The sequence below is a fragment of the Andreprevotia chitinilytica DSM 18519 genome (assembly GCF_000711875.1).
Taxonomy (GTDB): Bacteria; Pseudomonadota; Gammaproteobacteria; order Burkholderiales; family Chitinibacteraceae; genus Andreprevotia; species Andreprevotia chitinilytica.
On record NZ_JONM01000008.1, the window covers coordinates 120890 to 136152 of the forward strand.

General features: G+C 61.2%; 11 protein-coding genes. 3 read left to right on the forward strand and 8 right to left on the reverse strand.

Features of this window, described 5'->3' with window-relative positions:
- Positions 1-69: 69 nt before the first annotated feature.
- The 4 genes from BR41_RS12285 to BR41_RS12300 all read right to left on the reverse strand — a co-directional run bounded on the left by BR41_RS12285 (position 70) and on the right by BR41_RS12300 (position 4902).
- On the reverse strand, positions 70-2028 hold the full coding sequence (locus BR41_RS12285) for a transglutaminase TgpA family protein (RefSeq protein WP_051710817.1): 1959 nt from the start codon (positions 2026-2028) through the stop codon (positions 70-72).
- Positions 2025-2981, reverse strand: a complete 957-nt coding sequence (locus BR41_RS12290) for a DUF58 domain-containing protein (RefSeq protein ID WP_051710819.1) — start codon at positions 2979-2981, stop codon at positions 2025-2027. Before BR41_RS12290 ends, BR41_RS12285 begins: the two co-directional genes overlap by 4 nt.
- 11 nt (positions 2982-2992) lie before the next feature.
- The gene (locus tag BR41_RS12295; protein ID WP_035056893.1) at positions 2993-3904 is read right to left on the reverse strand and encodes an AAA family ATPase; all 912 of its coding nucleotides are present in this window, start codon (positions 3902-3904) and stop codon (positions 2993-2995) included.
- A gap of 83 nt (positions 3905-3987) precedes the next feature.
- Positions 3988-4902 (reverse strand): hypothetical protein, encoded by a 915-nt coding sequence (locus BR41_RS12300; protein ID WP_035056895.1) that lies wholly within the window; start codon positions 4900-4902, stop codon positions 3988-3990.
- 313 nt (positions 4903-5215) lie between these two features.
- On the opposite strand from BR41_RS12300, the gene BR41_RS12305 reads away from it, so the two are divergent.
- A complete protein-coding gene (locus BR41_RS12305) occupies positions 5216-6094 on the forward strand; it encodes a histone deacetylase family protein (RefSeq protein ID WP_051710821.1) in 879 nt (292 codons plus the stop codon).
- Positions 6095-6323: 229 nt separating this feature from the next.
- Here BR41_RS12305 and BR41_RS12310 read toward each other — a convergent pair whose 3' ends face one another.
- Both BR41_RS12310 and BR41_RS12315 read right to left on the reverse strand, forming a co-directional pair.
- Positions 6324-7796, reverse strand: coding sequence for an inorganic phosphate transporter (locus BR41_RS12310; RefSeq protein ID WP_035056900.1), 1473 nt, complete (start codon positions 7794-7796; stop codon positions 6324-6326).
- An 86-nt stretch (positions 7797-7882) separates the two neighbouring features.
- Positions 7883-9343, reverse strand: coding sequence for a protein adenylyltransferase SelO (locus BR41_RS12315; RefSeq protein ID WP_035056904.1), 1461 nt, complete (start codon positions 9341-9343; stop codon positions 7883-7885).
- A gap of 87 nt (positions 9344-9430) precedes the next feature.
- On the opposite strand from BR41_RS12315, the gene ybaK reads away from it, so the two are divergent.
- Positions 9431-9922 carry a Cys-tRNA(Pro) deacylase gene (ybaK, locus tag BR41_RS12320; RefSeq protein ID WP_035056907.1) on the forward strand — a complete coding sequence of 164 codons (492 nt, stop codon included), beginning with the start codon at positions 9431-9433 and terminating at the stop codon, positions 9920-9922.
- 76 nt (positions 9923-9998) lie between these two features.
- Positions 9999-10421, forward strand: a complete 423-nt coding sequence (locus tag BR41_RS12325; RefSeq protein WP_035056911.1) for a tetratricopeptide repeat protein — start codon at positions 9999-10001, stop codon at positions 10419-10421.
- A gap of 256 nt (positions 10422-10677) precedes the next feature.
- Here the strand turns inward: BR41_RS12325 and BR41_RS12330 are convergent, their stop codons facing one another.
- Together BR41_RS12330 and BR41_RS12335 are read right to left on the reverse strand one after the other, a co-directional pair.
- Positions 10678-12294 (reverse strand): response regulator, encoded by a 1617-nt coding sequence (locus BR41_RS12330; RefSeq protein WP_035056914.1) that lies wholly within the window; start codon positions 12292-12294, stop codon positions 10678-10680.
- Positions 12295-12365: 71 nt separating this feature from the next.
- Entirely contained in the window at positions 12366-15176 is a 2811-nt protein-coding gene (locus BR41_RS12335) for an EAL domain-containing protein (protein ID WP_051710823.1), read from the reverse strand.
- Between the last annotated feature and the right edge of the window lie 87 nt (positions 15177-15263).

Consider the following 15263-nt stretch of genomic DNA (forward strand, 5'->3'; position numbering starts at 1 on the left):
CGTTGGCGAGATCAACACAGCGACGCAGGATAGCAAGAAGCCACGATGCGCCGCAGCTGGCATTGTTGGTTATCCCGGCCGGAACGCGCTCACGTGTCGGCGTAGCTCCGCCAACGCTTCTGGGCGGTCGGCATAGCGGGTGGCGATGTAGGCCGCGCCAATGGCGTGTGCGGCGAGGGCATTGGCCGGCAAATGGCGCGCAACGCGCTGGGCAAAATCGCGTGGCCCTTCGCTGGCACTTGGAACCAGTCCCTGTTTGGCCAGCATCCGCAACCAGCGCGACCACTGTTGCCGGGCCGCATCCTGTGTTTTTCGGCTGCGCTGCGCGTTGAGGATGGCCCAGTACAACAGCAATAGCGCCAGCAGTGTGCCGCTTAGCCAGCCAATGAAGCGCGGTGAGCTGAAATCGTCGATGCCCAACTGCCCGAACAATTGCAGCTGCCGCTGCGTGTCGTAGCCGATCACCCAGCGATCCCAGCCGTACACCACCGCATCCCAGCGCAGGCGCGCTGCCGCCAGCCACGCCGCATTTTCCTGTAACAGCAAGGGCAGACGTTCCGCACCGCGCACGCTGTGAGCAATGCCCTGCGTGACTCGCCCCGGCGCGACCACTGCCGTCGGGTCGACCCGTTGCCAGCCGAGTCCGGGCAGCCAGACTTCCGCCCAGGCGTGGGCATCGGTCTGGCGGACGATCAGGTAGTTGTCGTTGAACTCGCCGCCGAGATAGCCACCGACGACTCGGGCGGGTACCCCGGCGGCACGCATCAGATACACAAACGCGCTGGCGTAGTGCTCGCAGAATCCTTCACGGGTTTGGAATAGCAGCGTATCAACCGGGTCCGGCCCGAGCAGTAGCGGCGCATCCAGCGTGTAGGTGAATTTGCCTGAGCCAAGGAAGGTCAGCGCAGCGGCGAGGCGGGCGTTGGGTGACAGATTCCGCCAGCCTTCCGCCAATGCGCGCGCACGTGGATTGCCGAGGCGTGGCAGCATTTGGTTCTGCAGCAGGTTTTGTTGGAGCGCTGGATTGTCATCCGCCATTTTCCACGTCAATACACTGCTCAAGGTGACCCGCTTGCGCTGGGTGACCACTTGTTCGCTCACCGCTTGCAAACGGGAGGTGATCCGCACGCCGCTGAGCGTCTTGCCGGGCGTTGGCAGATCGAGCCCGAGCAGCCACGAGCGGTTGTGCGGCTCCAGCGTGACCGTGTAGTTGTAGGTCGGCCCGATCGCTTCGTACGTTGGCGTTGTGGTGGTACCGAAGGCTTGCTCCCAATTGCGGCCATCGAAGCGCTCATAGACTGGGCCGCGCCAATACAGGCTGGATTTGGAAGGCGGCTTGCCCTCGAAATCGACCCGGAAAGCCACGCTGTCATCCAGTGCCAGATCGGTAAAGCTGCCCGGCGACATGCGATCGGACAAACCACTGCTCGCACCGGGTTTGTCGGCCGGCATTTGCCACAAGGGGCCGGACAAGCGCGGGAAGATCACGAACAGCAAGAGTGCGACGGGGAGGGCTTCCAGCAACATCCAGCCGGCGCGTCTGTATTCTGTCCAGGGCAGCTTGCCGTCCAGCCGCTGCCAGCCGTGCAATTGCGCCGTGATGACCAAGGTGCAGACGATGGTATAGGCCAGCATCCAGAACGACTGCGAGACCAGGAAAGCCGCGCCGGTAGTGAAGTAGGCCAGCAGGCTAAGGATACGGGCATCGCGTCGGTTGGCGGTTTCCAGCAATTTGGCGGAGACGAGGCTCGCCAGCAGGACCACCCCGCCATCACGACCGATCAGCGTTCTGAATTGCACGAAGACAATCAGCATCAGCCCCGCGGCGCACACCAGCCGCAACCAGCGCGGCGGTAGGGCTTTGCCGCGCCATGCCAGCCATGCCCGCCATGCCAGCGGCAAAAGAATGAGCGCAGCGTGCCACAGGGCAAGTTGGGTCAGATGCGGCAGCAGCACCAATGCCAGCGCCGCGACGAGGCCATAGAGCGGTTGGCGCGGCAGGTCGTCACGACGGTGTGTCGTCCTCATGCTTGCGCCTCGAATAGCGCCAGTGCCGTGAGGCAAGCGGTGCGATGGGCCGGGCCGTGATCCAGCGGTAGCGTTGTGCCGGGCAAGGTCAGGCCGTAGCGATCACCGGCGAGGTCTGCGGCCAGCACCCAGGCGGTCAGGCGGGATAGCCGGGATTCAGCGGATTGCAGCGCGAGGTCGTGCCAATCAAACCGGTAGGCGGCGCTTTGCGGGCTGTCAAATTGCTTGATGCTCAGATGCTCGTCTCGTGCCGCTTGCTTCCAGGCGATGCGCCGGATCGGATCGCCGGGCTGATAGCGGCGCAGGCCGGCGAAGTCGTCTTCACCACGCCGCCAGACGGAGCCGCCTTCGTCGCTATTGCTGGCCAGCTGGTAGGGCGGCGCATTGCTTTCCGGTTGTGGATAGACCAGTACGCGCGCGGCAAGGCGGGCGTAGCTCCAGGCGCGGCAGAGCTGAGTCGGGTAGCGGCTTTCCAGCTGAACAGTGGGCAGCACCAGCCAGCCACGCTGGATAGCGGGCACGGGCAACCAGGTTTCGTTGCTGCTGCGTGGCTGGATGTTGGCCGCAACGACGCTGTCACGCCCGGCGCTGAGGTAGATCGAGATGCGTGCCTTATCGCTGATCAGCCGGATCGGGAAGTGGGCGTTTTCACCGGTAAATACCGGTTCGGCCTGGCCGACAGTCACGTGCAAGCCCAGCAGATTGCGGAAACCCTGCAGCAGGCCGGCGTGGCCGATCCCGAACATCAGGAACGCAAAGGCATAGGCAAGGCTGAGCTGGTAGTTGATTGCGCCAATCAGCACCAGCAGCGCCGTGACGGCGAACGCGAAGCCGAAGCCCGTTGGCAGCACATAGATCTGGTTGTGCTTGAGCCGGGTGGTATCGGTGCTGGTTGGGTGGCGACGCGTCAGCCAGGTCTGTCGGCGGCGTTCGAACCAAGCGGGGCGTTTCATGCCGGGGCTGCTCAGGGCACCGCAACGGCTTGCAGTAGCTCGACTGCCGTGCGTGGATCAGGCCGGCCGCTGGAGCGGGAAGGCAGCCGATGCCCGGCCACACAGGCGAAGACCGCCTGGACGTCTTCCGGGATCACGTAATCCCGATCATCGAGCCAGGCCCAGGCCCGCGCGGCGTTCACCAGACCGAGCAAGGCGCGGGGCGAGAGGCCGTAGGCGAGGTCGGCATGGCTCCGGGTCGCGGCCGCGAGTGCCTGGATGTAGTCGAGCAGCGCGCCACTCACATGCAAAGCGGCGACTTCGGCTTGCGCCTTGGGCAGCGTGGCGGGGTCGATGTCGTTGCCGAGTTGGGCAATCAGGCTGCGCCGGTCTGCGCCGGCCAGCATGGCGCGCTCGGCTTGCGCGTCCGGGTAGCCCAGTTCCAGCCGCATCAGAAAACGGTCGAGCTGGGATTCGGGCAGCGGAAAGGTGCCGATCTGGGTTTGCGGGTTTTGCGTGGCAATGACGAAGAAGGGTTCCGGCAGCGGGTAGGTGGTGCCGTCGATGGTGACTTGCCGCTCTTCCATCGCCTCCAGCAGGGCGGATTGGGTCTTGGGCGGCGCGCGGTTGATTTCGTCGCCGAGCAGCACTTGCGTGAAGACGGGGCCGTGGTGGAAGCGGAATTCGTTGCTGTTGCGCTCGTAGATCGACACGCCGAGCAAATCGGCGGGCAGCAAGTCGCTGGTGAACTGCACCCGCTGGAACTTGAGGCCGAGGCCGGCGGCCAGCGCGTGCGCCAGCGTGGTCTTGCCGACGCCGGGCAGGTCTTCCAGCAGCAGATGCCCGCGTGCCAGCAGGCAGGCCACGGCGAGCCGTATCTGTGTTTCCTTGCCAAGAATGATCTGGTTGAGTTGATCGAGCGTGCTGTTCAGCGGGTGCGGCATTCCCTGTGTTCCCGAATCAAATGCGAAGGTGGTGGGGCCAAGTGCGTTCGCGTTTGACTGGATACAAGCGTCAAGACCGGGGTTTAGAACCGGCCGTTGAAATTGACGCCAATCATCCGCGATGGGCGATAGTGGTCTGACGATATGGCATTACCATTACTGTCGTCGACATTGAGTTTGCCGCCAAATAGAGCAGCGGCATAGATATCGATCTTCCAGCCCGGCTGCATGCTGTAGCCGAAGCGCAGATAAACCGGGACTGCGCTGGCTTCGCCCACGCCGTTGCGGGCTACGCCATTGTTATCGGACAGCCGGAACAGATCGGAGCGCCAGCTGCCCCCGGCCGCCAATTGCCACGCCTGACTGGATTGGTAACTGAGTTCGACGCCGGCCGGGCCGGTGAAGCTGGTCTGGTTCGGATTTGCTAGCCGCCACTGATTGTTGATGTGCCAATCGACCAGCACATAGGGGAAGACGCGGGTCTGGTCGGCTTGCCGGAATACCCCGGCGCCCAGGCCGAGGAGCAGATTGGGCTGAACCTGATGCGAGGCCGCGAACAACGCCCCCAATCCCATCGACGCGCTTTGATTGGCACCAGCCTCGCCGGCATAGGCGATGGAAGGCTCAACGCTATAGCGCCAGCCCGGCGAGCCTTGGTAATCAAGGCGCACGCCGACACTGCTGCGCGTCACATCGCCCCAAGGCGCATTGCCACCGAATGCGGCTGGCGAGTCGAAATGCCAGTGCTGCTGTTCCAGCCTGATGTCGATGCGGCTGTCCCAGTCAGTCGGGGGGGGCAGTGTGTTTCCGATATCGCTACCTGACGTGTCACTGCCAAAAGCAAAGCGATCCTGCGTTGCCTGCCCACCGCCACCCAGACTGCCCGGCGAGCCAAATAGCCCGTTCGCACTCCAGGACGTCTCCCCTGCAAGCGTTGCCGCCGACAGCACGAGCGGCAACGAAGCGGAGAGTAAGGCAAGCAAGCGCAGGTGCATCATGTTTGTTCCCCTGGCAAGGCGGTAAAGCTTCGGTGGTTCGAGTGGCACCGATTGCTTAATGCGAATTTTCATTCTGGTGAAAGAATTCGCACAAAGCAAAATGCAGAAAGCATATTTATTTTTGAGTGCAGATTTTGGGGATTGGTTCGATCCAAAGACATGTGCAAACCGGTCGTCCCCCCGACCAGTGAACTGGTTCGCGCTGGCGCTGCGGCGTACACTTTCGCCCTCACTCAGAGGGACGCAGATCTTGTATTCGGCAGAAGAGGGCATTACCGCTTACCTGACCCACCCATCATGCTCGATGCATGAAATGGGCCGAGGTCACCCCGAGTGCCCGGCACGATTGGCCGCCATTCAGGATCGCCTGATCGCCGCCCAGCTATGGGATTTCCTGTTGCACGTCGATGCGCAGCCGGCCACGTGGGAGCAATTGGCACGCGTGCATGATGCCGATTATCTCGACCGGCTCGCCACACTGGTGCCGGCGCAGGGCTACGTTCATCTCGACCCGGATACCGCCATCAATCCCTACAGCTTGAACGCTGCCTACCATGCGGCCGGTGCAGGCGTGTTAGCAGTTGATCTGGTGATGCAAGGCCGCGCCAATAACGCATTCTGCGCTGTGCGCCCGCCGGGCCATCACGCTGAGCATGACCGGGCGATGGGGTTCTGCATCTTCAACAACATCGCTGTGGCGGCCCGCCATGCGATGGAAGCGCATGGCATCGAGCGCGTGGCGATTGTCGATTTCGACGTCCACCACGGCAATGGCACCGAGGACATTTTCTGTCACGACGAGCGTGTGTTGATGGTCAGCATCTTCCAGCACCCGTTCTTTCCCTACTGTGGCGACGTGCCACGTGGGCCGAACATGTTGAACGTACCAATGCCCCGTGCCAGTACCGGCGTGCAGTTCCGTGAGGCGGTGACGGAAAAGTGGCTGCCGGCGCTGGATGCCTTTGCGCCGCAATTCATCTTCATTTCTGCCGGATTCGATGCACATCTGGAAGACGACATGTCGTCGATGGGCTTGGTCGAAGCGGACTATGCGTGGGTGACGCGGCAAGTGCGCCAGGTGGCGAAGAAGCATGCGCAGGGGCGCATCGTGTCGATGCTGGAGGGCGGCTACGATCTATCTGCGCTGGGGCGCAGTGTGGCGGCGCATATCAAGGAGTTATCGGGGTTGTGATTCCTTGCCCCCGTAGCCTGGACGGCTTTACCGGCCGGGGCAACGCTATTTGATGCTGAGCTCCCCGTTGGTTACGGGTCGAAACGCGCTTAATGGTGTTGTAGGAGCGAGCTTGCTCGCGATGACGACGGTCAATGAGACGATGCAATCGCGAGCAAGCTCGCTCCTACAATGTGCAAATTGAAAAGGCCACGCATCTGCGTGGCCTTTTTCATGGCGGTGCCGGAGGTCAGACAAACAGCTTGACCGACAACCAGAACAAGCCAGCGGCCAGCGCCATCGACGCCGGCAGTGTCAGCACCCAGGCGAGCAGAATCTTCTGCACGGTAGAGAGCTGCACGCCAGTACGGTTGGCAACCATGGTGCCGGCCACGCCGGACGACAGCACGTGTGTGGTCGATACCGGCAGGCCGAGGATGTTGGCCATCCCGATCGAGATCGCCGCCGTGATCTGCGCGCTCATGCCCTGCGCGTAGGTCATGCCTTGCTTGCCGATCTTCTCGCCGACCGTCAGCACCACGCGCCGCCAGCCCACCATCGTGCCCACGCCGAGTGCCAGCGCCACGGCGATGATCACCCAGAACGGCGCATATTCGGTGGTTTCGGTCAGATCCTTGCGCAGCTTGTCCAGATCGGATTTGTCTTGCGACGAGAGGTGCGGCAGCTTGGTGACCTTCTTGGCGGTGTCATCCAGGCACAACAGATAGCGGCGCACCTGTGTGCGGGTATCCGGGGAAAGCTCGCGGTAGTCCTTCACGCCATCCAGGGACTTCAACAGCGCGTTGATGGTCGGCTCGGTCAGGGTCGGCTCGCATTTGAAACGGGATGGCAAATCGCTGCCATTGCCTTTGCCGAGCGCCAGATAGTCGGTCAGGCTGGCCGCATTGCGCTGATAGAACTGTTGCAGGTGCACCGTCGCATCGCGGGTGCGCTCGATCTGATAGGTGGTGCTATCGAGGTCGAGTACGAATTTGCCCGGCACGATGCCGATCAGCACCAGCATGATCAAACCGATGCCTTTCTGACCGTCGTTGGAGCCGTGCGCAAAGCTCACGCCCATGGCGGAGAGCACCAGCACCAGCCGGTTCCAGAATGGGGGGTGTTTCTTGCCATCGAGCAGGCGGCGGGATTCGGGCGTCTTGTGCATCTTGGCCAGCGGCAGATAGCGCTTGAGCAGCCACAGCAGCAGGCCGGCGATGACAAAGCCGACTATGGGCGAAATCAGTAGCGACAGACCGATATCGATCGCTTTCTTCCAGTTGATCGAATCCACCAGCGAGGCGTGGGTGATCAAGGCATTGGTCAGGCCGACACCGAGGATCGAGCCGATCAGGGTGTGCGAGCTGGAGGCCGGCAGGCCGAAATACCAGGTGCCGAGATTCCAGAGAATGGCGGCGGCCAACAGCGAGAACACCATCGCCAGGCCACGGCCGGTGTTGACATTGATCAGCAGATCGACCGGCAGCAAGTGGACGATGGCATAGGCCACGCCCAGGCCGCCGAGCACCACGCCGAGGAAATTGAAGAAGCCGGACAGCATCACCGCCAGTTCCGGTGGCATGGCCTTGGTGTAGATCACGGTGGCAACCGCGTTGGCGGTGTCGTGAAAGCCGTTGATGAATTCGAACAGGAGAACAAAAGCAAGCGCCAGAGCCAGACTCAGGCCGACGGTCCAGTCAAGGCCGGCGAAAAGATCGAACATGAAGAACTCATGAAGGAAAAATGACAGCGCGGATTATCACAGATTACCGGGCCGGCTGTCTGCGCGACAGCCGGCCCGTTGCAGCATCAAGAAGAGCAGGACACCGAAAGTTCGCTGGCCCAGCTGGGTGGCAAAGCCGCATAGGCATCGAATTCCGGCGCATCGTCGAATGGACGCATCAAACAACGTTGCAGGCGTTCGATCTCGCTGAAGTCACCGGCTTGCGCTGCGCGGATGGCGTTTTCGGCCAGATGGTTGCGCAGAATGTATTTCGGATTGGCTGCCTTCATGGCGACGCCGCGTTCTTCCGGCGGGCGATTTTCCTGCGCCAACCGTGCATGGTAGAGGTCGGCCCAACGGTCGAAGGCATCGCGGTCGAGGAAGTCGTCGCGTAGGTGGTCGGATGTATCGAAATCGCACAGTGCGCGCCAGAAACGGGTCCAGTCGGTACGCGCGGCTTGCATCAGCTCCAGCAACTCCGTGAACAACGTCCAATCCGCTTCCTGCCACGTGATCAAGCCCATCTTGCGCCGGATCTGTTCACTGAACGCTTGTTCGAAGATCGATTGATAACCATGCAGCGCCGCAATGGCGGCATCGCGCTCCAAGAGCGGTAGCAGCGCTTGTGCCAGGCATTGCAGGTTGAACAGGCCGATTTGCGGCTGCTGGTTGTAGGCATAGCGACCGGTGTCATCCGAGTGGTTGCAGATGTGGCCGGCGTCGAAGCCATCGAGAAAGCCGAACGGGCCGTAGTCCAGCGTGAGGCCGAGAATGGACATGTTGTCGCTGTTCATCACGCCGTGGCAGAAACCGACGGCTTGCCATTGCGCGATCAGCTGCGCGGTGCGTGCGATCACGCTTTCCAGCAGTGCCTGGTAGGGATTGGCAGCATCGCGGCATGCCGGGTAGAAATGCTCGATGACCCAGTCGGCCACGGTTTTCAACAGCTCGTGCTCGCCTTGGTAGAAGAAGTATTCAAAGCTGCCGAAGCGCACGAAGGTCGGCGCAACGCGGGTGACGACTGCCGCGGTTTCCATCGTTTCGCGCCAGACCGGTTGCGGCGAGCCGGCAATGCCCAGCGCCCGCGTGGTCGGGATGCCCAAGCCATGCATGGCCTCTGAGCACAGGTATTCGCGAATCGACGAGCGCAGTACCGCGCGACCATCAGCACGGCGCGAGTAGGGCGTCGGGCCAGCGCCTTTGAGCTGGATCTCTTGCACTGCGCCGTGGACGTCTGGCGTTTCCGCGATCAGGATGGCCCGACCGTCGCCCAGCTGCGGCACGTAAACGCCGAACTGATGGCCGCAATACACGCTGGCAATGGGTTTGCTGCCGGCAGGCAACAGGTTGCCGACGAGGTAATCGGCCAAGTGCTGATGGCGGGAAGCATCGGCCATCAGGCCAAGTTCAGCCGCGAGTTCGCTGTTCCACGCCACCAGATGCGGTGCGGCCAGTGGCGTAGGTGGAACGTTGCTGAAGAAGCGGTCGGGCAGGGTGCCAAAGCGGGTTTGCAGTGGCAAATGGGCGATGCTGTGCGGGTGCGGCATGGCGGGTTATTGAGTTGCGTAGGAGGGTATTGTACGCTCGACAACCCGGCGATCCCTTAATTCCACCTTGTTTACCTTGCCTTGCTCATGAGTGAAAAAACGCCCGTCACCCCAGCCATCCGCGTGCTGCGTCAGCACAAGATCGCGTACACCGACCACTTGTATGAATACGAGGAGAAAGGCGGTACGGCGGTCTCGGCCCGTGAGCTGGGGGTGGAGGAGCATGCCGTGGTGAAAACACTGGTGATGGAAGACGATGCCAAGCAGCCGCTGGTGGTGCTGATGCATGGCGACTGCGAAGTTTCCACCAAGAATCTGGCGCGTTTCCTCGGCAAGAAAAGCATTCATCCGTGTACGCCGGAGGTGGCCAACAAGCATTCCGGCTACATGGTCGGCGGTACGTCGCCCTTCGGTACCAAGAAGGCGATGCCGGTGTACATGGAGCGCAGCATCACCGCCTTACCCAGGATTTATATCAATGGCGGCAAGCGCGGCTTCCTGGTTGGCATGACGCCGGCCGACGCAATCACCATTCTCAAGCCGGTGTTGGTAGACGTAGCCAATGCGCACGGAGAATAATCCCGGTCTGCAAGCAAGACGGTGGCTGGCTCGACCGGATTTGTATGCCAGATCGTCATAACAACGGATATTGGATATGAGTACTCTCCCGGCGATTCTTCACGAGCAGATTGCCGCCTTGCTGGAAGCGGGCGACCGACTGTTCGAGCGGGGCAACGATGATGCCGCGCTGGCCAAATACCGCGAGGCGGAAGCGCTCCTGCCGAGCGAGCGCGAGCGCTGGGAAGCCTCGACGCTGGTGTTGACCGCCATTGGCGATACGCTCTTCCAGAAAGGCGATTTTGCTTCCGCAGCCGAGGCATTGCTGGATGCCATCGATTGCGTCGGCGGCGAGGAAAACCCGTTCATCCACCTGCGGCTCGGTCAATGTGCGTTTGAGTTGAGCGAGCTGGATGGCGCAATTGCATCCCTGCGCATTGCCTATGAATTAGCCGGGCCGGATGTATTTGACGATGAAGACGAGAAATATCAGGAGTTCTTCCGCTCGCGGCAAAACTAGCATTCTCGGCGTCTGACTGAAGCATTCTGTAGGAGCGAGCTTGCTCGCGATGGCAATGGTGAATGGACCTGAGCCATCGCGAGCAAGCTCGCTCCTACATTGTTTTCCAAGTCGCAAAAGCTTGAATCTGGTTTCGTAGGGCGGGTTAGCAGCTTGCTGCGTAACCTGTCGCATGATCGGTATGCCACGGTCGTGTCCAGCGGGTTACGCAGCAAGCTGCTAACCCGCCCTACGTAATGACGTGTAGGCGTAGCGTTCAGGGCTTGGAAATCAGTGTATCCAACTCGCTACGCAGGTGATAAAGCACGCCTTCGTCCGTCGTGCCTTTCAGCCGTTCCAGAAACTGATCGATGGTGCGGATGAGCTGCTTGCGATCCGTACCCAGGACTTTCTCCTCTTGCAGGCACTTGATTGCGGCGTGTGACGCGGACAGCATCAATCGCTGGTTGAAGGTGGTCTGCGCCACCGGCAACAGCTTCTCCATCGCCAGCATGTGCTGGTTTTGCATCAGCAATTGCACCCCTTGGCGGTTGACCTCGCCAATCTCCTGCCCGACCTGTTGAATGTAGGCCCGCCATGCCGGCCGTGCATTGGCGGCGCTTTCCAGCATGCCGGAAATATATTTGGTGGTCGCAAAACGGCGTGCCAGCGCCGCCAGCCACTTGTAGGGCGGTACGCTCTCGTTGGCTTCTTCGCCCGGCATGGTTGGCGGACAGACCTGATCGGCGGTCATGATCCAATTCACGGCGAGTTCCAGCGTGAAATCGGGCCGGTCGATCAGATCGGATAGTTCGGTGAAGGCGTCGGCCTTGCCGGCGTGGATCGCGGTTGCCAGCGCGCTGACCACACGGTTTTTCAGGGTGTCTTCGCGTTGGCAGACCGAGTGGGCCATCTTCAGGTATTTCTCGGCATCGCCCAGCGCGTTGTCCCGTTTGGCGGCCAGTGCCAGTTGCAGCACGGTTTCCGGCGCGAGTACCGATGAATTGCCGCCGCAGGTCACCGCATGCTCCAGCAACTGCCGCGCCTTGCTGGAGTCGCCCAGCATATTGGCGAGGTTGCCCGCCTTTTGCAGCCGCCCGACATTGTTCGGTGTGAGCGACAGGCAGCGATCGAACACGGTCATTGCCTCGTCGAGCCGGCCCTCCGCCATGTACATGCTGGCGAGTTCTTCGTAGGCATCGACATACTGGGCGTGTTCGTTGATCGCGCCTTGCAGCATCGCTTCGGCTTGGGTCTTGTTGCCTTGCTTGTTGAGCACGCGGGCGAGGTTGAGCTTGGCCCACGGCACAACGCGGCTTTGCAGGATTTCTTCCAGCAACAGGCGGGCTTCGTCGAGCCGGCCGGTTTCCAGTAACAGGTTGGAAAGCAGTCGCAGCGCATCGGTGCGGTACTGCTCGGCGCTATCCAGAATGTCACGCAGCGCGTCGATGGCACCATTGGTGTCGTCAATGTCGAGCTTGTCGTAGACCGGCCTGAAAAACTGTTTCTTGACCCAGGCAATGGCCAACCGGTCAGTCAGCAGGGCGCTGGTGAAGGGTTTGATCAGGTAGTCATCCGGCCCGATCTCGGCGACGGCAACCACTTTTTCGTAGCTCGCCTCGGCGGTGATCATGAACCAGATGGTGGCGAGCGGTAGCTCCCCGGTGTGGCGCATTTCTTCCAGCAATTCTTGCCCGGTGCTGCCTTCGCCGAAGTAGTAATCACAGAGGATGACGTCGTACATGCCGTTCTTGAGCCGCCGGCGTGTTTCGCCCACGCTGCTGGCGGTATCCACGCGGGAAATTCCGGCTTGGGAGAGGGTCATGCGAATGGATTGGCGCACCGATGATGAATCGTCGGCGACCAGGACGCGTGCTTCGCTGAAATCCGGCATCGCTTTCTCTTGCAAAGACAACTATTTCTAATATCGCCTGAATTGGCGCAGTTTGCAGATACCGACACTCTTTATATTGTCGGAATTGACTGTGTACTGGAACGAATTGACGTCGTAAAGGGGGCGGGCCGGGCAATGCCATAGCCCTGGATGTAATCGACGCCAATTTCTTGCAGCTGTTGAATGATGGCGTCGTTCTCGGCGAATTCGGCAATGGTGCGTTTACCCATCACGTGGCCGATATGATTGATGGCGACCACCATGGCTCGGTCGGTCGGGTCGGTGGCGAGGTTTTTGACAAAGCCGCCATCGATTTTCAGGTAGTCCACCGGCAGGTGCTTGAGATAGGCAAACGACGACATCCCGGCGCCGAAGTCGTCGAGCGAGAAGCGGCAACCCAGTTGATGCAGCTCGTGCATGAAATGGGTGGCACGCTTGAGATTGGCGATGGCGCTGGTCTCGGTGATTTCAAAACAGATCGAGTCTGGCGCAACACCGCTGTGGGTAAATTGCTCGTGGATGAAGTCGAGGAAGGTGTCGTCGCCAAGTGAAGAGCCGGAGAGGTTGATCGCGCATACCAGTTTGTCCGCGCCCTGACCGTCGGGATAGCGCTCGGCAATCGTGCTCAGTGCGGTACGGACAACCCAGCGATCGATCTGCGGCATCAGGCCAAAACGCTCCGCAGCGGGGATAAAGGCGATCGGCGGGACGACCTCGCCGTGCTCGTCACGCAGCCGCAGCAGCAGTTCGAAATGCGCACCGGTCTCATGATTGCGGACCGGGACAATCGGCTGGCTGTAGAGACAGAAGCGGTCTTCATCCAGTGCCAGCCGCAGCCGGTGCACCCATTCCATTTCGCCATGCCGAATCGTCAGTTCGGCATCGTCCGGCCGGTAATGCTGCACGCGGTTGCGGCCTTTTTCCTTGGCGAGGTAGCAGGCGGCATCGGCCGAACGCAGGATGTCTTCCAGCGTGGTCAACGGGCTCTCGAAGTTGACCAGGCCAACGCTGATGCTGATCGGGAACGGTTGGTTGCCCCAGGCGAAGTGCAGGTTTTCGATGGCAGCGCGCAGGGCTTCGGCGATCCGTTCGGCGGGGTCGGGTCGACAACCGGCCAGGATGACGCCGAATTCATCGCCGCCCAGGCGGGCCAGCGTATCGCCTTCGCGCAGGTTCTGGATCAGCGCATTGCTCACCTGGCGCAACAGCTCGTCGCCGGCGGAGTGGCCGCTGGTGTCGTTGACGATCTTGAACTGGTCCATGTCGATGAAGAGGACGGCGTTGTGGGTCGGTCGCCGTTTCATGTCTTCGAGCAGTCGCGAGAGGCGAAGCTCGAACTCGCGGCGGTTGGCGAGGCCGGTCAATTCGTCGTGGCTGGCTTGCCAGGAGAGATTGGCGACGTACTGGCGTTCGCGCGTCATGTCGTGCAGAGCGAGTACGACACCAGCGACTTTGCCTGCTTCATCGTGCACGGCAGCGGCGACCAGTTGCACGGCGATCTCGCCGCCATCCGGGCAGATCAGCAGCAGGTTGCGGCCTTCGGTATCCGGTGTCTCGCCGGCGAGGATCTGGGTGGCGGGGTCGATCGGCGTCTGGCGGTTTTCTTCGTCGATGATGCGGCAGAGCGTGGAGAACGATTCGCCGCAGGCTAGTTCGTTGGTGCAGCCGAACAACGATTCGGCCGCCGTATTCATGTAACTGATCTGGCCGGTGGTGTCGGTGGTCAGGACGGCATCGCCAATGGCGGCAAGCGTGACGCTGGCGCGTTCCTGTTCTGCACGCAGCGCTGCTTCGATGCGCTTGCGCTCGGTGATGTCGTCGAAAGTGCCGGACATCCGGTAGGGCCGGCCTTGCGCGTCGCGACTGGCTTTGCCGATGACGTGAATCCAGCGATAGGCGCCCGGCAGGCCGAAGCGGTATTCGATGTCATAGGGTTGATTGTCTTCGAGGTGGGCAGTGAGCGTGGCGAGGGTCACTGCGTGATCGTCCGGGTGCAGGCGATCGACCCAATCGATATATCTGATCGGCTGATCGTTCTCCGGCAGGCCGAACAGCTTTTTGTACTGGGGCGAGATATAGGTGCGCTCAGCGGGGATGTCCCAATCCCAGATGCCATAACGACTGCCGCTAAGGGCCAGCTGCAGGCGCTCTTCACTGGTTTGCAAGGCGCGCTCCAGGGCGGCGCTCTCAGACAGCAGTTTGTAGGTGCGCCGGGTGGCAAATGAAATCAGCAAGATGGCCGCGCCGATGTTCACGTAGAGCAGTGCGTCGTGAATGACCCATGATGCCTCGCTCAGCGTGGCGGAAAACGCGGTTTCCAGCGGGGTCAGCCTGTCGTTGATCGTGCGGATTTGCGTGTGAAAGCGCATGTACGTGTTTTCGTCGATCGCGCGATGGGTGAATCCGTCGTGGATTTGCGCGGCGAGCTGATTGAGTCGCTCGATGTGTTGGTCTGCTTCCGCCCAAATGCTGATTGCCCGCTTGAGGTAGCTGACCTGCTGGAAGTTGCGGTACATCCAGATCATGACCGGAATGTCGGCCTGGCGGTTGCCGCCGCCAATCAATCCGGCACGCGCAGCCTCGAGATCAGGTTGGGGCAGATTAAGCGCCAGACGGGCAGCATGGTCGGAGAGCGGAATGGCAATGGCGGTCTGGTAGCGGACATAGTCTTCGTTCTGGCCGGTCTGCAGATAGTTGCCGAGCGCGTAGATGGCGTCTTTCTGGCCTTTGGACCACAGGCTTTCCCCGCCGACGTACGCACGTACCGCAGACATGAGATTCATGCTGAGCACGGCAAGCAGGGTGAGCAGCACCAGAATGGCAATGAACGGCCAGATCAGCCGGAAAAGCCGTCGATAGCTGCTGCCAGAGTGAACGCCCATTGCAAGTCCATACCAGTCGGCGATCAATGGAGCAACGCCGTAGTCAGAGTGGAAAGCTTGTCGAACGCTTACATCGCTTTGAGTGCC